The following is a 19636-nucleotide window of genomic DNA, read 5'->3' as shown; positions in this document are numbered from 1 at the left end:
GACCACGATCACCGACACCACCACCGGCCACGCCCGGGTGACGGCCTGGGACCGGGCTGCCATCGCCGGCCTCGGCCTCGCCGGGTTCGCCCTCTCCTACGACGCGCTGCGGCAGATGGCCGTGGCCGTGCACGTGCGCGGCGCACTGAGCTTCCTTTTCCCGCTGCTGATCGACGGGTTCATCGCCTACGGCATCCGCGCGCTCCTGGTCCTGCGGACCGCACCACCCGCCGCCCGGGTGTACGTGTGGGCGCTGTTCGGATCGGCGACCGGGGCGAGTATCTGGGCCAACGCCCTGCACGCCGTCCGCATCAACCAGCAGACCGACCCGAGCGACCCCGGGCTGCGGTTGGGCAACACCACGGTCGGCGTCCTGTCGACCCTCGCGCCGCTCGCCCTCGCCGGAGCGGTCCACCTCTACATCCTCATCGCCCGCCAACCGGCACCCGCCACCACCGCGCCGAGCCGACCGACCCCGCCCGGACACCCATCCCGGACCGGTGACCTGGTGACCGACCGGATGCCCACAGCGACGGTCACCAGGGACGCCGAGCAGACCGAACTCGCCCTCGCCGGAACGAAGGCGACCGTGTGGGCCGCCGAGCCGGACCCCTCCGCGGCCGGGGACGACCTTCTGCCGGCCGCTCGGCAGGCCGTCGCGGACGGTGGCCGGATCACCCGGGCGATCGTGGCCAACGCCCTGCGCGACCAGGGCCGCCGTGTCTCCAACGAGCGCCTCACCGACCTGATGCGAACCCTACGCAACGAGGCCGAAGCCGCCTCGAAGACGCCCGCCCGCACCTGATCGCCCGTCACCGACCCACACCCGCCCGGACGTTCCGGGCGGGTGACCTCTTCCCCAGTCAGGAGCCGGAATCTTGAGCGACGAACTCCCCCTCGCCACAACGCAGAACCTCCTCGGCGGGGCGAGCAAGCAAGGCGTGGGACCGTCCGTCGGCCGGTCCCACGCGTGTGCGCCGATCCCCGAGGGCGGGGACGGCGCACACGGCCCGCAGCGCCGGGGGGCGCGACGGGAGGGGGAACTGCCTAACACCGTCGCCGACACGCCGCCGCACGCGCTCGTCGACGCCTCCGCCGTCGCGCCCGTCAAGCCGCGCATCCGCAAGCGCAAGAAGATCCAGCGCAGGCCCGTGAGCGTGCGCCTGTCCGTCTCCGAGCGCGCCGAACTCCAAGAGGCCGCCACCTCCGAGCGCCACACCCTCGCCCGGTACATCGCCGACGCCGCCCTCGCCCGGTCCCGCGCCACCGGCTTCCGGGTCAACGGTGCGGACGACGCCCTCCTCGACGAACTCGTCCGCACCCGGACCGCCCTGGTCCGGGCGGGCACCCAGTTCAACCAGGTCGCCCACCGCCTCAACGCGGGCGGGCCGACCCGCCCCGAGGACACCGCGCTGGCCACTGCGGTCACCGACGGGATCGACCACTGCCGTCGGGTCGTCGAGCAGGTCGAGGCAGCGACCGACCTGCGCCTGGGGCGGACGGCCACCCGATGATCGTCAAGATCGTCAACAGGACCAGGACCCGCGGAACGCTGCACTACCTGTTCGGCCCCGGCAAGAGCAGCAGCCCGCACACCGATCAGCACATCGTCGCCGCGTGGGAGGGCTTCCTCCCCGACCCCGGACACCTCGCCCCCGACACCCCCGAGTACACCGCCGCCATGACCCGACTCGCGCGCCTGTTGGACGTGCGCGTGGACCAGGCCGGAGCCAACGCCCCCGACAAGCACGTATGGCACTGCTCGCTGCGCAACCACCCCGACGACCCGATCCTCACCGACGAGCAATGGGCCCAGGCCGCACGCCGCGTCGTCGCCGCCGCCGGCATCGCCGCCGAGGGCGACCCCAACGGGTGCCGCTGGATCGCGGTCCGCCACGCCGACGACCACATCCACATCCTCGCCACCCTCGTCCAGGCCGACCTGCGTCGCCCCGACAACTACCGGGACGTCTTCCGCGCCGGGGCCGAATGCGCCCGCATGGAGGAGGAATGGGGCCTGGTCCGGGTCGACCGCCCCGACCGCACCGCCGCCCGACGACCCACCGACGCGGAACGCCGCAAGGCCGAACGCCGAGGGCGAACCACCACCCCGCGCGAACAGCTGCGGGAAATGGTCCGCACCGCGGTCGCGGCGGCCTCGAACGAGACGGAGTTCTTCGCCGCTCTCGATCGGCTCGGGGTCCAGATCAGGAAACGAGTCCTGCCCTCCGGCGACGTCGGCGGCTACAACGTCGCGCTCCCCGACGACACCAACGCGCACGGCGAACCCATCTGGTTCAGCGGCACCAGACTCGCCCCGGACCTGTCCCTGCCCAAGATCCGCGCCCGCTTCCACCCCGACCCCGACCGCGGCACCCCCACCACCGAAACCTGGTACCGGGCCGCCGCCACCCTCGACGCCGTCCCCGGGCACCTCCGCCAAAGCGAGGACGAAGCGGCGGCCGGGCAACTCTGCGCGCTGGGCGAGGCGTTCGCCGCCATGGTCGTCGTCACCACCGGCCCCACCCGCATCGAGGTCCGCCGAGCCTCGATCGCGTTCGAACGCGCCACCCGCTCGCGCATCAAGGCCGACCAACGCGCCGGAGACGCACTGCGTTCGGCGGCCCGCGACCTCCTGTGGGCCGGCCGCGGCGAACAGGACGGCGGAGCAACCGCCATGATCCTGTGCACCCTCGTCCTGGCCGCGATCGCCGCCGCCCACTGGCACCGAGCCCGCAACCACCACCAGCAGGCAGCCGCAGCCCACCAGGCGCTCCAGCACCTCCAGGTCGCCTACCGCCACACCACCACCCCGCGAGCCACGGCCACCCGCCCGACGCGACCCGACACTTCGCCCCAAGCACGCCGCCGGGAGGCACCACCGGCCACGCCCGAACTCCTCGACGCCCTGTGGCAGGTACTGCCCGAGCACGCCGAACACATCCTGACCGACCCCGCCTGGCCCGCCCTCAACACCGCGCTCGCCCAAGCCGCCCGCACCGGCAAAGCACCGACCACCGTCCTGCTCAAAGCCGTAGACAGCGCGAACTCGACACCGCCGCTTCACCCGCCGAAGTCCTCACCTGGCGCATCCGCCGCCAACTCCACCAACCCACCGCCCAAGCACGAGCCGCCACCACCCGCAGCACCACACGCACGGCCACCGCACCGGCCCGGCCCGTCGCCCCCACCCCGATGCGCCCCACCACGGAGGAGCGTCGCCGCAGACGCTGACCACAGAACCCGCCATGACTTCTGTGACCTGCGCGAACGCGGCTCCAAAGGGCCGCCGAACACGATGGACTTGTAGAGCCGGTCGGGGGCATGGTGTGTCGTCCCCGACCGGAGAGGACACCATGCCCGAACCCCACCCCGACGACCGACCCGAGCTCCCGCCCGTTCCGAACCTGCACCCCATGCCCGAACCCGGGACCTACGACCAGGCCGCCCTGGTGACGTGCACCGAGTACCCGGACGAGCTCCGTGTCACCGGCATCCCGGTGCGCTGCCCCGCCTGCGACGCTGGCCGCGACTGGCTCCTCGTCCGCCACCGAGGCCACACCTTCATCCGCTGCCGCTGCGCACACCAATGGCACGAACCCAACCTCGGCGCCGCTGACTTCGAGACCCTCGCCGCCGGACCACCGGACCGCTACTGGCCCACCTACACCGAAGCCCTCGTCAGTCTCGGCTTCGACGGGCTGCTCGCCGGTACGTACGTCTGATCCGCATGAGCGGCGCCGGGCAGCGTTCCCACACGGCGCCGCCGCCGGTTCGTGGGCCGGCAAGCTCCGCCTCGTGGGTCAAGGTGTGCGGGCGTCGATGCCATACACGTTGCGCAAGATGTTCAGGGCGATGTGTGCCTCGGTGAACACCGCCGACGGGTCTTCGCCGTCCGTCACCCGGCGCATGGCCTCCCCGCGCCACCCGTGCGGCAGCGCCGCCATCGTGCGGCCGAGGTCCTCGGCACGGCGTGCGTCACACGCATGTTTCCCGTGTGTCCAGCCGTCACACAGGTCGGCGACGTGGCTGGCGGTTTCGGCGAGTCGATGCAGACGAGTGCCGTCCTCGTCCGGGTTCCGATGGCGCTGCGGGTTGGTCACGAGCACGTGGCCGGTGGTCATCGCCCAGTGCACGGCGGCCTGTTCGCCTGCGGGGAGCGCCTCCCACCGTCCGCCCGCGACCAGACGGTCCCGCATGAGCGTTCCGGCGGTACGGGCCGCCTCGGCGATCTCCGCCCAGGGTTCCATCCGCCACCGCTCCAGCAACGCGGACAGCTCCCGCAGGTCCGGCCGGCGTTCGGGTTCCGGGCTCGTTCCGTCGGCGGGCTTCACGGGCACACCGTCGCGACCCGCAGATCGCAGTCGCCCTTGAGCACGTGCGGTGCCGCAGCCGGGTGTGCTCGTCGGTGACGCTCCGCCTCCCGGAGATACGGCCGCACCGTCGGAGCCTCATGGTCCGAGGGGAAGGTCTTGAGCCCCTTGCCTTCCGGGTGGCCTGTTGCCGACCCGCACTCGCGCATGTGGGCCAGCGTCCGCCCGCCTGCGGCCGGCTTCCGAGGGCCAGCGGCAGGAGGTAAGCGGTGGGCCGTCGGCGCGTGCCGGCGGACGTGGATACCATCCGGCGGTCCGAACAGCAGCCGGCCAACCCAGGCCAGAACGGCAGCACAGAGGTACGTCACGTCACCAGGTCCTTCTCATGGAATGACCGATGGCCACACCCGGAACCGTCAACGCCGGTCACCGGAGCCATCTTGCGGGAACCCCGCCCCCGCGCCGGGGGTGTACGCGCGAGGGCGGGGTGCTGGAGCTCGGCGCGGCCCTGCGCCGAGGGGTGGCGGTTTCGGTCGCGGACGTTTCACGCAACCGGAGCGGGGCTCACCGCCATGGGCGAGTGTCGGTCTCAGACCTCGACGACCGCGTAGACGGGTAGGTGGTCCGAGAGTCGGCGCACGGCCGGGTCGTCGATGACGCCCGCGGTGCGGAAGGCGAGTCCGCTGCCGAGGATGTGGTCGCTCCGGCGGCGGATGCCGTCCTCCTTCTCGTCCCAGTGACCGACCGTCTCGCGCCCTGATCGCACGTTCGCGAAGGGGTCGACGAACCCGGCCGTGTCGAGCAGGCGGATCGCCCGCCGGTCGGTCAGGCCGAGGGTCCCGTCCTCGCGGCACAGCCGGTGCCGCGAGTGGAGGTGGGCGGGCAGGGTCGACCAGTCGGGTTCGGGGTCGAACGCCCCGATCGTGTTTAGGTCACCCAGCAGCAGCGTGCGCCGACCGGGCGCGGCGTACTCCGTGAGCCACCGGGCCTCGCTCTCGCGGTCGTCGCCCGAGAACGGGTCCAGATGCGTGTGCAGGACGGTGAGGGGCGCGCCGCTGTCGGGGACGACGAACTCGACGCGCTGGAGCGTGTGGTGGAACTTCCCCTCGGCGGCATCGGGGGTGTAGCCGACGCGCCGGAGCCTGGCGGGGTTCCACGCGAGCACCAGATGGCAGCCGTGACTCGCGGACGGGGCCAGCATGGTTTGCATGCCCAGCTCGTTGGCGATCGCGCACTCCAGCGCGTGATCGTCCCGAGTACCGTGCTGGACCTCCTGCAGGGCAACGAGGTCCAGGTCCATCGCCCGCAGGACCGCCATCTGCGAGGGGAAGCGATCGCCCCCTCCGTCCAAGAGGTTGTAGGTGCCCACACGCCTGACCGAGTGCTGCATCGCCTCCTCCTTCTCGGCCATCCCGCCACGGCGGAACACCTGGAACGCCGCGTACTCCCGGGCGAAGCCTTCGAAGGACGCCTCCATGTCGCACCAGTCCTCATCGGACGCTTTGCTCGCCGTGTGGGGCGCGTCGCCCGCGAGCCGTGGGTCAAAGCTCGTTCGGAGCGAGTCCGCGTAGGCGGCGAAGCCTCGGGAGTCGAGGCCCAGGCCGCCCAGGTCCGCACGCACGCCATCGAGCCGGCGGTGCAGGTCGCGGTAACGCACGTGCACGTCCCACCACTCCACTGCCGCCCAGCAACCGGCGCGGACCCGCTCGAAGGTGGAGAGCCGCGGTGGGTGCGGAACGTTGTCGATGTCCTGCTCGACACCGTGGGAGACCCCTGCGTCCGCCCGTTGGACGAATCGGCCGATCACGGGTGCATCGCGAATCCGGCGATGAACGCCTGGTAGCCGTTCTGTCGACGCTCGCATCGGAAGGCGGTCGTCAGGGCGTGGGCCAACAGCAGTCCCCGTCCGGATTCGGCGTCCGGTTCCTCGACGGGTTGCGGCAGGGTCACCGCACGTTGGCGGGCCAGCACCGTTACCCAGAACAGGCCGTCGGCCGTGTGGGTGGTCACCAGGACGGTGCTCGTCGGGTGGCCGTGGACGAAGACGTTGGTGGTCAGTTCGCTGATCACTTCGGCGACGTCATCCTCGTGGGCGCCGGCGACTCGTGCCTTGGCTGCGGCGTGCTCACGCGCGGTCCGTACAGGCCGAGGTCCTCGTAGCCGCAGGACGGAGGGAAGTTCGAGAGTATCGCTGGGCACAGTTGTCCTCAGACTTCTCGGGATTCGTGGTGAAAACTAGTCATATGTGCGCATGAGCGAGCGCGCGATCAACCCCGGTCGGGATCGCGACACCGGTGCGCGAACTGTGTTCCGCTTCGGGGGAGTGTCAGGTTCAGGACGGTGGAACGGGCGGAGCCTCGTTCAGGGGTTCTCCGGGTGTGGAACCAACGCGCCGCCGCCCACACCTAAAGCCGATCCCGTCGGCTTGGCTCCTGGGAGGAAGCGAAGGGTCAGGTGCCGAGAATTCGGCTTGCTCGGGCGCGGAGGGGTTGTTCCAGGTCGAGGTTGTCGCCGCGTGTGGTGGTCTGGAGGAGCTGGGTAATGACGGCGAGTTCGGAGTATCGGCCTGCGGGGGTGTTCAGGACGTGCGCGAGTTCGCTGCGGATTCGGGCTGCGACGTCCGGGACGAGGAGGCTGTAGGTGTGGAGCATCGCGGCGTCGTAGCCGGCCGGGGCGGCGCCCCAGCCTTCCCAGTCGAGGATGGCGAGCCGGGGTGCGGTCAGGTTGGCCCAGTGCAGGTCGCCGTGGGCGGTGGTCCAGGTGGGCACGGTCGTGTCGATCGGGCATCCGAGGTACTCGGGCATGGCGCGGTCGACGTATGCCTGGCGCAGGGCGATGCGGTCGGTGGTCACGGGGGCGATGTGGTCGAGTGCCCGGCGCAGATCGTGCCACCACGTGTCGTCGAGCCAGGGGTCCTCGCGGAGTACCGGGCCAGCGGTGGTGATCGGGCGGGCCGTGACGCGTTCGTGGAGTTCGGCTCGGAAGGCGTGGTCGCCGTCGGCCCAGTCCTCGACACCGCGCAACCGGGGCCTCGGTACGGAATCCGGGACGGCCTTCTCGGCGTCCTCCGGCCCGAGCCACAACCGGCCTCCGGCCTTGTCGGCAGGTGCGCGGACGAGTCGCAGCCACCCGAGGCCGTGGTCACCGGTGACGGGCCCGCTCAGGGTCCTGCCGCGCCATCCCCACACTTCGGTGCCGTCGTCGGGAAGGACCGTGAGAGCGGTGGCGGAACGCCGGTAGGCGTCGCGCATCAAGGCGACTTCGCGCGGGTCGTCAGGCGGCGAAAACATCGCTGATCCTTCGGAGTCGGCTCGGGTCGAGCGGCGGACGCGCACAGGCTCTCATGGCGTCGTTCCAGTGTTGCGGGTCGCTGCTGGAGAGCAGGACACGACACACTCCCGGTGCGGATGCCGGCACGATCAGGGCGGCCTGAGCGGCCGTCAGTCCGTCGCCGACGAGTTCGACGGCCTCGGGGGTGAGCATCGCGGGCAGCTCGCCTCCGTGCAGTGGGGCCGATGCGAAGACCTCGACGCCCGCGGTGAGGGCGTCTCGAAGCACGCCGCCGCCTGCCATTGCGGCGGCGAGCGGTTCGAGGTGGACCAGGGAAACGGGGAGTTGCACCGCCCGCAGGTGGTGCCTGTCACCGGCGACGGTCCGCGCCATGGACAGCAGCGTCCCGACGTCGAACCGGCCGGTGGAGAAGCCGGTCCAGGTCGAGATGCCGTAGCCGCCGATCGTGCCCTCGGCCGCCGCTTCTTCGAGGGCTGCAATCGCCGACAGCAGTCGCGCGGCTTGGGCCTCGCGGCTGCCCTCGGGGGCGTGTTCGGGATTGTGCAGGAAAACGACGTCGGGTCGTCGCCCGAGGTCGGAGCGGCTGCGGTGGATCTGCCAACGTACGAACTCGGGCGCCAAGCTGTGCCGGATACCCGCTTCGCGTCGGTGGAGTACCCCTGCGGTGAGTGCGTCGGCGGCGATCTTCCGGGTCATGAAGCCGACCTTCGTGGATACCCGGATTCGGGGGTATGCCGCGAGGATCGGTGCTAGAGCGGGCTCGGCCGTCCCGGCGCCGTAGTTCGGCGCGGTGTCGATCCACTCGACCCCGGCGGCCACCGCGACCGTCGCCGCGAGTGCCACGTCGGGACAGCGATAGGTGCCCAAGGCGAGCGTGGCCGTCACGTGGTCACCGTCCCGACGTGCGCGACCTGGCTGGCCACCAGCTCGGTGACCACGGCGGCGGCCTGTTCGACTCGCACCCCCGACGCCTGGGCGAGTTCGCCGAGCCGGTGGGAACGGCAGTCCAGGAGAAGGGTGAGCATCGCGTGTACCTGCGGGGCGAAGATCCACTCCTCACCCCCTGCCGTGAGTACGACCTGGCCGTCCGGGTCACGAGTCACCGATGCCCGTGAGACAAGCAGTCTCACCGGCAGCCCGGGCGACGCGGGCACGCCGTCGACATAGGGAAGCGAAGGGGCCTGCCGAGGCTGCTCGGTCGCGTCCCGGAACTCGGCGTATCGATCGACCACGCCCTCGGCTTCGAGCTCGGCCGTGACGAGCTTGAGGAGGGTCTCGGCGAAGTCCCGCTTCTGTTGTGCCGTTCCGAGCCGCGGCACGTCGGCGCGCACCGCCCGATGGGTGCGCAGGGTGTCGGCGAGCCAGCCGATCAGGTCGGCGCCGGTCGTGCTCTGCAGGCCGAAGGTCAGGTGCAGGGACCGCCCGCCGTCCTCGGCGGCGACGGCGTGCCACCAGCCGCGCGGCACGTACAGCGTGTCGCCCGGGGTGAGGACGAGGTCCGCGATCGGGTCGTCGGGCGGCGGTTCGGGGGCTTCGACGTCGCGGTGCATCGGCACGACACGGGTGGGACCGTACAGGCGCCACCGCTTCGCGCCGTCGACCTGGACGACAACGACGTCGTGGTCGTCCCAGTGGGTGCCGAAGCCTTCGTTCGCGGTCCAAGACGCGTAAAGGTTGGCCTGCACCGCAGTGCGAAAGTCGCGTTCCAACTGGGCTGCGAGGTCGCCGATGCGGGCGTGGAGTTCGTCGGCGGCGTCCAGGACGAGGGTGGCACCGGCGGCCAACTGCTCGTGCAGTGCCGCCGGTTGGATGCGGTTCCACACGGTGTTGCGGCGGGTGGTCACCGGTCGCGTGTACAGGTGCTGGGGCAGCATGTCGCCGCCCGAGCACAGGCGAAGGCGTGGGGGTTCGAGGCGGTGCCGGGCCAGGATGGCGTTCACGTCCTCCCAGCCCAGCAGGCCGGCGACGGTGGCGGCGTCCCCGCGTGCGATACGGAACTCTCGGCCGAACACCCGGGCGAGGAAGGTCTCCCCGCCCAGGCGCGCGACCACCGAGGTGTCGGCGGTCCTCATGTCGGGCCGTCAGTCGTTCGTGTCGCTGACGCCGGTCGAACCGCCGTCGGACGGCTGCTCGGCGCGCGAGCGGGCGGCCACGATACGGCGGCGGGCGACCAGCAGGCCGTCCTCCGCCTTGGCCGTGGTGGGCACGATCTCAGGCATGGCATTCCTCCCTTTCGGTTGCGAGGGCGGACTACCGCCGCCCCCGATGCGTCACGGTGAGCGGGACTTCACGTCCCGGTCCGTTCGCGTGAACCCACCGAATCGCGTTGCTCGGCTGTGGAACAGGGCCCCAAAGCCGCACACATGCTGCATCCATGCGGCACTGTGGGTGATGACCTGGGGAATCGGCGGACCATGGCAATCGGGAGGCCACGCCATGACGTTCAAGCGCCATCGACTCGTGCGGCGCCGCGAGTCGCAGGGATTCACTCAGGAATCACTCGCCGAGCGGCTCGGCGTCGACCGCACCACCATCGCCCGCTGGGAAAACGGCAAAGGCCCGCAGCCGTGGATGCGTCCGAGCCTTGCGAGTGCATTGGGTCTGTCCCAGGAGGAGCTCGACACGCTGCTGCGCGATGTCGGCGATTGCAATCGGTCGCCGGTGATCGGACTGGGCCACGGTGACCCGGCCACCGGCGCCGCGTTACGCGCGGACCTCTTGGATGTCGCCGAACGCTACGACAGCTCGCCTTCCGCAGGACTACTCGCCGACGCAGGCCAGCTCCTGACTCGCGTCGCCATGGCGGCCGACCAGGCCCGCGTCGGACGAGCCCAACGCGAACTCCGCAGCCTGCAGGCCGAGGCGGCGACCCTCATGGGCCAACTCGTCTGGGACGCCTCGCAACGCTCGGACCACACCACAGCCCACACCTACTACGCACAGGGCATCAATCTCGCCCGCCACCTGCACGACCGCACCCTGGAAGGCCGAGCCCTACTACGCACCGGATACCTCGCGCTCTACGGCACATGCCAACCACAACAGGGCCTCGACTACTCGCTGCGGGCAGCCGACGCCGCCAAGACCACCAGCCCCGCGCTACTGGCCGTCGCCCTCCTCCACGTCGGAGAAGCGCACGCGATGCTCGGACACGCCTCCGACTGCGAACGAGCCCTCGCCCAGGCCGAACGCCATCTCGACCGGGTCACCGCCGTCGACGCCGCCGCCGACCTCGTCTCCCCCACCCAGTTCGGACGCCTGGCCGGCTCGTGCTACCTGAACCTCGGACAGAACCATCGTGCCCAGCAGCAACTGCAGTCGACCGCCGAACAATTGCTCACCAGGCGGAAGTCGCGCACCATCGTCCTCGGAAACCTGACACTCGCCCTCATCAGGCAAGGCGAACTCGACAACGCCGTGTCCGTGCTCGGCCAGGCCATCGACGAGCTGGAACAAACCCGAGGAGGCGGGGGCATGAACGTCATCTTCGCCGCCGGCCGCGAACTACGCCCATGGCATCGCCGCGTCGACGTACAAGACGTCCAGGACCGCCTCTTCACCCTGATGACCGCCACCTGAACACCAAGGAGCGCGCGGTGCCCACCGAGCACGAACAGGCCAAACAACGCGTCCGCGAACAAGTATGGGACGCACTCGACGCCGCAGACGCCGTCCACGACGCGACCAGCCACGGCAGGATCCCGGACTTCTGCGGCAAGGAGCAGGCCGCCGAACGCCTCGCCGCACTCGCCCGGTGGAAGACCGCTGACGTCATCAAATCCGTGCCGGACAAGGCCCAGCTACCCGTCCGCGTGCACGCCTTGACCGAGGGCAAGATCGTGTACATGGCGGTCCCCAAACTCGCCACGCCGAAGCCGTTCTACGTCCTCGACCCCGCGACACTCACCGCCCCACCCGAGCAGGCGGCAACCAGTCACATCGCGGCAACCATCGCCCCGACCGCCGACGCCGACACCCTCCAACCGATCGACATCGTCGTCCTCGGCAGCGTCGCGGTGAACCGCACCGGCGTCCGCATCGGCAAGGGCGCCGGCTACTCCGACATCGAGTTTGCCCTGCTCACCGAGGCCGGCCTCATCAGCCCCAACACTCTGATCGTCACCACGGTCCACGCACTTCAAGTGATCGACGAACCGATCCCGTCCACCGAACACGACGTCACCGTGGACCTGATCATCACCCCTGACGAAGTCATCAGGACGACCGAGACGCATCGTCCCCCGGGCATCCTCTGGGATCACCTCACGCCGGAGAAGATCGCCCAGATTCCCGCCCTTGCTCTGCGAGCCTCTTGGGCAAATGGCGGGTTGAGCAAACGCATCTGAGAGATGCCATATCGGACTAACCTCTCGCTTGAACTTCGGTTCGGCCGTATCCGAAGCCCACTCACGAGGGCTGGTCGCACGATTGCATATGGCTGGCGGACTATCTCGCCAAGCCATTGCGTTCGCACCCGCCGGGCACCGCTCTTCTGGCAGGGTGCAATAAACACCAAGCACGGAATGGGGAACGCAGGCCACGTAAGACTAGGTCACCGGCCCGAGGGCCAGGTGGGGGGATGCCAGGCTCCGCTTGGCGCTGTGCTACGCGGAGGTCGACTTGGATTACGGCGGGCTCGACCTGTTCACGCCCCCGGATGACGATGGATCCGGGTTCCTCCACGGGCTTCGACCTGTTGTCGCCCCGATCGCCTCGACCCGAAGCGCCGTGACACAGGATCCGGTGGCGCTGCAACTCGCCGAAGCCGTCCACGATGCCTTCGGCGACGCGTCGACCGAGAGGGGGCTCACCCGCGGTGAAGTTGCACGCCGGTGCGAACACATCGCCTCTCGGGAGGTGTTCGACGCCCGGTTCTCACTGTTCGTCGAGATGGACATGATCCGCCCTGTGGTCGATAAGGGGCACCAGTCGCGGTACATCTTCAATCCGAAGAGCAGCGTCGCGCTCTTGGTGTTCGAGCGCCTGGGCGAGATCAACGGCGCGGATGAACTGCTGTCGCTCCTCGACCGGACGAGCGATGGGTTGCGGACAGGCTTCCTGTCACTGGAGTCGACCGCCGCGCACATCGTCAAGGCCCGCCGCGGCTTCGCGCACCAGGCGAACCATCTTTTCCATCTGGTGCGGTGGCGAACGATCACCGATCTGCTCGCGGAACGACAAGGTCACCGTACGGCGGACCGGTTGCTGAGCGTGGCCAAGGAACTGGTGGACCTGGTCGCGGATCAGTTCGAGTCGTTGACAGGTGCGGTCACCCGGTTGATCAGCGAGGCGATGCGGTACTCGGCAGCATGTCATGCGTTCTACCGCCGATTGGCCGACTACGCTGGATTGCACCGGGATTTCACACTACTGGCACCCGAGCAGTACGACACAGCGGCGCGTCATTCGTCAGTGGATGCCCTGGCCGGAGTGTTCGCCGAGACGGTGTTCGATCCTGGAACGCTCTTCGTCGGACCAACCGATCTGGTCGACGCGGTGGATCGACACCGCCCGCCACCGACGCGCCGCCGGCCGGACCGTGCGCCGGACACTCCCCCTGGATCGCACCCAGTTGAAGTGGCCCAAGATCGCGCTCGTCGTGCCCGGGAGCGGCGGGTCGCCGAGATGGAGTTGCTGATGCGCGGCCGGTCGGAGGCAGAGCTGTCTTCAGGGTGGGAATCGGGAGGCTGGAGGTCTACCATCCGGTCGGTCGTGACCCTACTTCAAGCGGACGCCGACCCGGATATGCCCTACGAGGTGCAGCTGGGCACCCGTATCGATGTCTCGCCACACGGACCGGTGACCTACGTGACGCCGATAGTGGTGAGACGGAGGGACCGGAAGGGGGATGAAAGTGGCGGGGGTGGATGACGCGTATCGGCTGGCGCGGGCGCGGGCGTTGCGTGTTGTTCCCGCCGCAGGAGAGCCGGGTGGTCGAGCGGGGTTGGATGCTATCGCCCGACCACTGGGTCGGCGGGTGATGGAGGTGCAATCAGGCGACGGTGGGCGCGGTCTGACGGTGTGCTGGCCCGAGGAGTCGGATCCGGCGGGAGGCGCGGCGGCCGAGCTGGAGTTGCACCGGACCGGGTCCCCGTCGATTTTGCTCACGATGGCTGCCTGCGTTCGGGGATGTTGGCCCGACCCGACGTTCCCGCTCTACCCGGGTATTCCGGCTGATGTGGAAGCGATCCACGCGGCTGTTGCCGCCTTTCGCTCCTTGGCCCCGAAGGTTCCTTCCGGGTTCGGGTTGTCGGCGTCGTCGCGTGGCGCAGTACGGACGTTGAGGGTGTGCGGTCTACTGGCCGACGATGGGGGCGACCGGATGGTTCGGCTTGGGCCGCAGGTGGCGCTATGGTCACGCGCGGACGTCGCGGTGCTGCGGGAGTGTCATGACCGACTGCCGTACGTCGGGCGGGACCCCCGGTGAGGGAATCGATGGTGGGGTTGTCTCAGGCGCGTCAGGACGACGTACACGCCGCGGTGTGCGCGGTCGAAACGGCTCGGCGGCCGGTTCCCGCGTCCACGTTTCGTGCTCTGGCAGAGCCCACCTTGCGTCTGGTGGTCGAGGAGGAGCTGGCGGCGGCAGGGCGGGTGCTGGTGACCGTGAGGGGCGGCTACCTGTCCGGGTATAGCGACCCGATTGCCGCTCGGCTGGCTAAGGAGGGCACGGGCGTCCTGCCTCGTGAGTGCCGGGCGGTGCTCACCCTGGTGCTGTTGCGCGGTGTCGCGATCCCCCGCGCCGACGGGCGCGTGCCCCGGGGGGTGTTGTGGACGGACGGCATAGCCGTTCCCAGGGAAGAGCTGCGGCATAGTGCCCTGTCCGACACGCAAATCGACGAGGCCGTGAAAATCTTAGTGCGCGCTGACGTGTTGCAGTGGCGAAGCGGGGGCCTGATTCCCGGACCGCAGTTTCTCCGCCTCACACCGGCGATGATGCGGCACTTGTTCGAGCAGTTGGTGCTGCTCGCGGAGCCCGAAGGCGCGCAGGCGGAGGCGCTGCGCCGGCGCGACGCGGGGATCTCGTGGACCGTACCGGAAGAGGGTGGGCAGAACGGAGCGGACGATGACAACGACAACACCTGAGCTCGCAGGGCCTCCGTCGGTGGGTCAACCTCGGGGGGTCGTCGGGGATCGGTTATTGCTGGCGGTGCAGTTCTTCGACATCGCCCGGTTGACGACCCATGCCGTCCCGCTTGTCCCCGGGACGTTCGTCGCGATTTCAGGGAAGGGACCGAAGGGCGACTCGAACGGGTCGGGGAAGACGAGTTTCCTGATTGCACTGTCGTTGCTGTTGTGCGACCCGCAGTGGCGTATGGAGGTCAACGGCGGGAAGCCCGCTGCTGGCATCTTGTTCCGTTCGGAGGCCGCAGGCCTGGAGCAGGAGCAGGCGGCGTCAATCCGGCACGGGTACATCGTCGGGGTGTTCGCACAACCGGACGCTCCGGAGGGCACTGCGCTGACGGTGTGGATGCGCATATCGGGCAGCCCACCGTTCGTGCAGGCCAGGTGGACGGATGGGCTGCACGTTGCGACCTCCGAGGACGACGTCACCCGAAGCCTGGAGGCGGACGATCTGTGGAAAGGGTTGCCAAGCGCGGGGACACTGTCGGCGCGCGCAATGGCCGAGACCCTGTACGGCAACGCCCCGCGGTGCCTGACGTACCTGGACACCGCACTCAGGTCACCAGTGCCGTCCCTGCTCAGCCAGCAGATGACCGAGTTGGAGCCGTCGGCCATCGGTACCTCTCTGATCTCTCTCGCCGGGATGCGTCACCTGCTGGAGGACGAGGCGAGGGAGCGCGGCAAGCAGCTGACGGCCGCAAGCGAGTTGAAAGAAGCCCAGGCTGCGGCGGAAAGCGCCCGCATCGAAGAGGACCGGACGCTGCACGACATCGCCGCACGCGGCCGGGCTCGTGACGCGGTTGACCAAGCGCGCGACTCCTGGCGGCTATACCTGGCCGCAGCGGTCAAGGGGGCATACGTCCGGGACTCGGAGATCGGCGAGGCCGTGACCATCCAGCAAGCCAAGGTCGAGGAGGCCTCGCAAAGCTGTTCGGACGCGCGCGGAGAACTGATGGTTCTGGAGGCGGAAAAAAGTATCGAACCCCGTGCTCGCGCCGCAAGGACCGAGTGGGGCAAGGAAGCGCACCTACTCAAGGACCGTGAACGGTCTCTAGCCCAGTCCGAGGCGCGCCTGAACAATCTGAGGATCGACCACGAAGGAACCACACCACAGGTCGACGGATGGAACGGGACGACCGTGGACCAAGCCCAAAGCGACGTCGAATGTTGCGTACAGGGCCTCGTCGCAGCACAGACCAAACTCCAGGCCTCGCAGAACAAAATCCGTGACGTGGAAGCCGTCCTGGAGCGGGTCCGCTTGGGGCGTGCAGGGGTTGCTGGTCAAGGCGTGGACATCCTCGAACAGGCCGGAGTGTTCTCAGCGGCGCTGTTGGACCAGATTCAACTCGCGGACGAGTCACGGGGGATGTGGGAGCCACGTCTGTGGCCGTGGCGCGACGCGGTGGTCGTAGCACCCCGTGACGCCGAGGCGGCTCGGGCCGAGCTGGCAGTTCTCCCCGGCGTCCAGGTCGTCGCCGCCGACGACACCGCCTGCGTGCAGCCACTCCCGCCGGGCGTGGGCAGCGACTGGCCAATTACCGGGTTCCTGAACACCCTGGCACAGCGAACACATCACCTCACGGCCCCGGACAGCGCCCACGATCCTGGGCTCGACCTGACACAAGTCGGCGGTTTTCGCGAGCCTGTGGCCGGGCGTGCGGCCCGCTTGCGTGCCGCACAGGAGGACGTCGATCAAGCCCGCATCGCACTGGCAGGCGCTGAGTCCGCCGCTACCACGGCAGCGACGGCACGCATGCTTGCCGAAGCCCACCTCAAGGCAGCGCAGGCAGTCGAACGGCTCAACGAGCTCAAGGGCGAGATCGACAGAGAGGAAACAACTCTGGAGAAGGCCAGAACAGCGGTCGTCTTGGCTCGGAAGGCCGAGGAGATGGCGCGCGACACGCTTGAGAAGGTTCAGGCCGAGCAGGCCTCGTACGTGGCACGTGTCGAGACGCTGCGACTCACGGTGCAGGTGGCGGAGAAGACGCACACCGAGGAACGGCACAAGGCAGCAGCTATGGACCGGGACCGTGAAGCCGTCGCGTTGAATGCATGGCTCGGTTGCTTCGGTGGCAGCGTCGCCGAAGCAACCGCGGCCTTGGACCAGGCGAGTATCGACGGCGTGCTGCCGTCCAAGAGCCAGTCGCTCACTGCGTCATTGCGTCGCGGGGCGCTCGAGCACTTGCGCGACGCCGTACGCCACTATGGGCCACCGGAAGTCCAGCCTCAGATCCTCCTCGACGCTGCCGAACAGCGCGATCGTCTCGCCGACAGCGACGGCAAGCGACCCCCCGCCGCCACCGCCTTCGATGACTGCTGTGCCCCGCTGACGGCGCTTCTGGACAGCGCCCACGACCGTGACCGCACCACTGCCACGCGGGTCACCGAAGCTCGAGTGGAACGGGAACGGGCCATTGACGCCCTGGCGGACAGCGCCACAACTGCGACACACAACCTGGTGAGTCTCCAGGACATGATCGAGCGCCATCTCGACGCGCTCTTCGCGAGAATCAGTTCCGCCTTCGACAGCCTGTCCCGACGCCGCGGCGAAGACGGGGCCACGCTGGCGGTCTCCCGCGAACGTCCCGACGGCTCTGGGGAATGGCGCTGGGAGGTGACACCACAGTGGAAACGCTCTGCGCACGGGCCCCATGTCTCCTACCGTGAGGTCGCGAACAGCGCCCAAGTCAAGGTCAACGCGATCGGCCTCGTCCTGGCCGCCCTCCTCGCCGATTCCGACTCCCACGGTCGGCTGCTCATCCTCGATGAACTCGGCAACAGCCTCGGCGAGGTCAACCGCAAAGACGTCCTCACCTCGCTTGGGGACGTCGCCCGCGAACACCAGATCACCGTCCTGGGCACGTGCCAGGACAGCGTGCTCAGCGACGCCGCCGACGTCTGCGGCGAGCTCATCTGGTTCTCCCACCCCGACACCGCGTTCGCCCTCAACCGCCCCACCCAGGCCTGGGGCTACTCCCCTCACAGCGGCGAGACGGAGCTGACCGCGTTCTGGATCCAGGCAGGGCGGGACCATGACCAGTGATGAGACCACACCTCACCCACGGCAGACCCCGCCCGCCCGGCGCCCTCTGCTGATCGGCCCCGCGCATGGACGCGTCGTCGTACCACTTCGTGACGTGCCCGACGGTGTACGCGCCGTCACTATCCCGCGCAAAGGTTCGACACCGGACGACAGCCCCCGGATTCCACGCGATCCGCGACGACGCCTGCATCCCAAACAGGTCGACCTGATCGCCGACCAGCCCATCGAGGCCTACCAGCCGCCCCCCGGAATCACCCACCGCGACTTGGTCAAGGTCCTGCGCACCGGCGTCATCAGACAATGGTCCACCGTCCAGGCGGACTTCGGTGACCGCGCCTGGTCCCTCACTGTCGACCTGCTCCGCCACGGGGCTGTCGTCCTGCGCTGTGACGTCGTCGAAGCCCGCCACTACACACCGCGGCACTGGCGACTGAGCGACACCTGGCTCGAGGTCGCGGACGACAAGCTCGCCGAACTGACGGGGCACCGAGACCCCGCCAAGGTCCACGCGAACCTGCTCCGCGTCCTGGCCGACGTCCCCCAACTCGCCAATGAGCACCGCCTGCTCGCGGCGACCGCGCCCGGCGCACGAGCACTGCGCGTCCCTTCGGGAACCACCGCAGGCACCGACAACTGGCGCGTCTACGAATACGCTGTGATGGCTGCGTGCACCTGGTGGACAGCACAGGGCGACGGCCAACCGAGACTCACGGCGAAGGCCTTGGCCGCACAGGCACTGCGGAACTCCAAACAGGAGTGGACCGCTTCCCTGCAGCAGGCCTTCGCCAACCTGGTGGGCGTCCCGTTCGACCTCGCCGTCGACCGGACGGACACGGCGTTGCGCATCCGCGGTCCCCTGCAATGGCGCATGGGCACTGTCGTCGCTGACGCCGCCACCAGCCGTCCATGGATCGCCATGCCCGCCCACGGCTTGTGGCGGATGGGCTCAGTCGCCTGCACGGCGCGCGGCATCCTCATCGTCGAGAACGACGACACCCACCAATTTCTCTGCCGGCAACCCGAATTGGCCGAGGACTGGTTGCTGCTTTGGGGAAAGGGCTACGCCACCCATGGCGTCGTGGAATTCCTCCAGGCCATGGCCCCGCTCCCGCTCGCCGCCTGGTGCGACCTCGACGCCCACGGCGTCAACATCGTCAACAACCTCACCAAACGTGTCGGCCGCCAGATCATCCCGGTCGGAATGGACACCCATCTCTACACCGGCGGCAAGAAGTACCAGCAGGACCCAGAGGCGCGCGAGGGCTCTCTCAAGCTGGCGACTGAACTCGCCGTCACCGGCCCGTCGGCCCTGCGCGACCTCGCCCAGGCCATTGTCGAAGCCGGTGGGGACGGCTGCGAACAGGAAACGCTGTACAGCCAAGTCGTCCCCGGACTCCACAAACTCCTCACCTCACTCGAGTCCCCTGCCTAGTTAGGCAGTCGAGAGCAGGACGTGTGTCAGCGGGCGTGCTTGGCTTCGAGCATGGCGTCGGCAGCCTCGTGAGTGGCACGAGCCGCCCTTTGCCATTCACTGGCCTGGTCCGCCAAAGGCGCCAAGGTCTTGGTCGCCTTGCGGAGCTCACTCGCGCTGTCCTCAAGGTGACCCAGCCGGTCCGCCGCGTAGACCAGCATCCGTACGGTGTCCTCATCGGGAAGGCGGCGACGGCGCAGATCTGTGACCTGGAATGTGGGCGATCTCCACGTTGAGTACCGGGTGGTCCTCGGCGCAAGCAGGACCTCCTGGCCAGCAGACACCTCGCGATGAACCAGCGCATCGCAGCCACCCGCACCTGGGGAGCCGCAGAGATCCTCACCCGCGCGGACGGACTCGCGAGTCGTGCTCAGCGTCTCGACCACGCCGCCAACC

17 protein-coding genes and 1 pseudogene are annotated in these 19636 nt (G+C 69.2%); 10 read left to right on the top strand and 8 right to left on the bottom strand.

Annotation, left to right across the window (positions count from 1 at the left end; translation table 11 throughout):
• The first annotated feature begins 37 nt into the window (after nt 1–37).
• From ACFZBU_RS27295 to ACFZBU_RS27280, 4 genes are all read left to right on the top strand, one after another.
• Nucleotides 38–805 carry a DUF2637 domain-containing protein gene (locus tag ACFZBU_RS27295; protein ID WP_391586312.1) on the top strand — a complete coding sequence of 256 codons (768 nt, stop codon included), beginning with the start codon at nt 38–40 and terminating at the stop codon, nt 803–805.
• Between the two features lie 73 nt (nt 806–878).
• Entirely contained in the window at nt 879–1514 is a 636-nt protein-coding gene (locus ACFZBU_RS27290) for a hypothetical protein (protein ID WP_391586311.1), read from the top strand.
• Nucleotides 1511–3310 (top strand): mobilization protein, encoded by a 1800-nt coding sequence (locus tag ACFZBU_RS27285; protein WP_391586310.1) that lies wholly within the window; start codon nt 1511–1513, stop codon nt 3308–3310. The genes ACFZBU_RS27290 and ACFZBU_RS27285 overlap by 4 nt, the downstream gene beginning before the upstream one ends.
• 106 nt (nt 3311–3416) lie before the next feature.
• A complete protein-coding gene (locus ACFZBU_RS27280; protein ID WP_391586309.1) occupies nt 3417–3725 on the top strand; it encodes a hypothetical protein in 309 nt (102 codons plus the stop codon).
• Nucleotides 3726–3803: 78 nt separating this feature from the next.
• Here the strand turns inward: ACFZBU_RS27280 and ACFZBU_RS27275 are convergent, their stop codons facing one another.
• The 7 genes from ACFZBU_RS27275 to ACFZBU_RS27245 all read right to left on the bottom strand — a co-directional run bounded on the left by ACFZBU_RS27275 (nt 3804) and on the right by ACFZBU_RS27245 (nt 9823).
• The gene (locus tag ACFZBU_RS27275; RefSeq protein ID WP_391586308.1) at nt 3804–4334 is read right to left on the bottom strand and encodes a hypothetical protein; all 531 of its coding nucleotides are present in this window, start codon (nt 4332–4334) and stop codon (nt 3804–3806) included.
• Between the two features lie 568 nt (nt 4335–4902).
• Nucleotides 4903–6120, bottom strand: a complete 1218-nt coding sequence (locus ACFZBU_RS27270) for an endonuclease/exonuclease/phosphatase family protein (protein WP_391586307.1) — start codon at nt 6118–6120, stop codon at nt 4903–4905.
• Nucleotides 6117–6512, bottom strand: a complete 396-nt coding sequence (locus ACFZBU_RS27265; RefSeq protein ID WP_391586306.1) for an ATP-binding protein — start codon at nt 6510–6512, stop codon at nt 6117–6119. Before ACFZBU_RS27265 ends, ACFZBU_RS27270 begins: the two co-directional genes overlap by 4 nt.
• Nucleotides 6513–6763: 251 nt before the next feature.
• The gene (locus ACFZBU_RS27260; RefSeq protein ID WP_391586305.1) at nt 6764–7603 is read right to left on the bottom strand and encodes a hypothetical protein; all 840 of its coding nucleotides are present in this window, start codon (nt 7601–7603) and stop codon (nt 6764–6766) included.
• Entirely contained in the window at nt 7587–8489 is a 903-nt protein-coding gene (locus ACFZBU_RS27255) for an aldo/keto reductase (protein ID WP_391586304.1), read from the bottom strand. The genes ACFZBU_RS27260 and ACFZBU_RS27255 overlap by 17 nt, the downstream gene beginning before the upstream one ends.
• Nucleotides 8486–9676 (bottom strand): JmjC domain-containing protein, encoded by a 1191-nt coding sequence (locus ACFZBU_RS27250; RefSeq protein WP_391586303.1) that lies wholly within the window; start codon nt 9674–9676, stop codon nt 8486–8488. Before ACFZBU_RS27250 ends, ACFZBU_RS27255 begins: the two co-directional genes overlap by 4 nt.
• 9 nt (nt 9677–9685) lie before the next feature.
• Nucleotides 9686–9823: a hypothetical protein gene (locus ACFZBU_RS27245; protein ID WP_391586302.1), complete on the bottom strand. Its 138-nt coding sequence runs from the start codon at nt 9821–9823 to the stop codon at nt 9686–9688.
• A gap of 217 nt (nt 9824–10040) precedes the next feature.
• Here ACFZBU_RS27245 and ACFZBU_RS27240 point away from each other — a divergent pair, with 217 nt between their 5' ends.
• From ACFZBU_RS27240 to ACFZBU_RS27215, 6 genes and pseudogenes are all read left to right on the top strand, one after another.
• A complete protein-coding gene (locus tag ACFZBU_RS27240; RefSeq protein WP_391586301.1) occupies nt 10041–11183 on the top strand; it encodes a helix-turn-helix transcriptional regulator in 1143 nt (380 codons plus the stop codon).
• Nucleotides 11184–11200: 17 nt separating this feature from the next.
• The gene (locus ACFZBU_RS27235) at nt 11201–11950 is read left to right on the top strand and encodes a 5-formyltetrahydrofolate cyclo-ligase (RefSeq protein ID WP_391586300.1); all 750 of its coding nucleotides are present in this window, start codon (nt 11201–11203) and stop codon (nt 11948–11950) included.
• A 274-nt stretch (nt 11951–12224) separates the two neighbouring features.
• A complete protein-coding gene (locus ACFZBU_RS27230) occupies nt 12225–13475 on the top strand; it encodes a hypothetical protein (RefSeq protein WP_391586299.1) in 1251 nt (416 codons plus the stop codon).
• Nucleotides 13476–14027: 552 nt separating this feature from the next.
• Nucleotides 14028–14687 (top strand): hypothetical protein, encoded by a 660-nt coding sequence (locus tag ACFZBU_RS27225; RefSeq protein WP_391586298.1) that lies wholly within the window; start codon nt 14028–14030, stop codon nt 14685–14687.
• A 55-nt stretch (nt 14688–14742) separates the two neighbouring features.
• Complete coding sequence (locus tag ACFZBU_RS27220) at nt 14743–17769, top strand: hypothetical protein (RefSeq protein ID WP_391586297.1); 3027 nt, start codon at nt 14743–14745, stop codon at nt 17767–17769.
• Nucleotides 17759–19090, top strand: a pseudogene (locus ACFZBU_RS27215) (Wadjet anti-phage system protein JetD domain-containing protein); the annotation flags it as partial. The gene ACFZBU_RS27220 and the pseudogene ACFZBU_RS27215, both read left to right, overlap by 11 nt.
• Nucleotides 19091–19227: 137 nt before the next feature.
• On the opposite strand, the gene ACFZBU_RS27210 reads toward ACFZBU_RS27215, so the two are convergent.
• Nucleotides 19228–19626, bottom strand: coding sequence for a hypothetical protein (locus ACFZBU_RS27210; protein WP_391586296.1), 399 nt, complete (start codon nt 19624–19626; stop codon nt 19228–19230).
• Nucleotides 19627–19636 lie beyond the last annotated feature (10 nt).

Source organism: Embleya sp. NPDC008237 (assembly GCF_042956465.1).
Taxonomy (GTDB): domain Bacteria; phylum Actinomycetota; class Actinomycetes; order Streptomycetales; family Streptomycetaceae; genus Embleya.
The sequence above is the reverse complement of the archived record's forward strand: the minus strand, read 5'-3'. Positions and strand labels throughout refer to the sequence as shown.

Coding starts and splice junctions, on each gene's coding strand:
- ACFZBU_RS27285 (WP_391586310.1), top strand. CDS start 1,511: ATGATCGTCAAGATCGTCAACAGGACCAGGACCCGCGGAACGCTGCAC.
- ACFZBU_RS27280 (WP_391586309.1), top strand. CDS start 3,417: ATGCCCGAACCCGGGACCTACGACCAGGCCGCCCTGGTGACGTGCACC.
- ACFZBU_RS27260 (WP_391586305.1), bottom strand. CDS start 7,603: ATGTTTTCGCCGCCTGACGACCCGCGCGAAGTCGCCTTGATGCGCGAC.
- ACFZBU_RS27250 (WP_391586303.1), bottom strand. CDS start 9,676: ATGAGGACCGCCGACACCTCGGTGGTCGCGCGCCTGGGCGGGGAGACC.
- ACFZBU_RS27245 (WP_391586302.1), bottom strand. CDS start 9,823: ATGCCTGAGATCGTGCCCACCACGGCCAAGGCGGAGGACGGCCTGCTG.
- ACFZBU_RS27240 (WP_391586301.1), top strand. CDS start 10,041: ATGACGTTCAAGCGCCATCGACTCGTGCGGCGCCGCGAGTCGCAGGGA.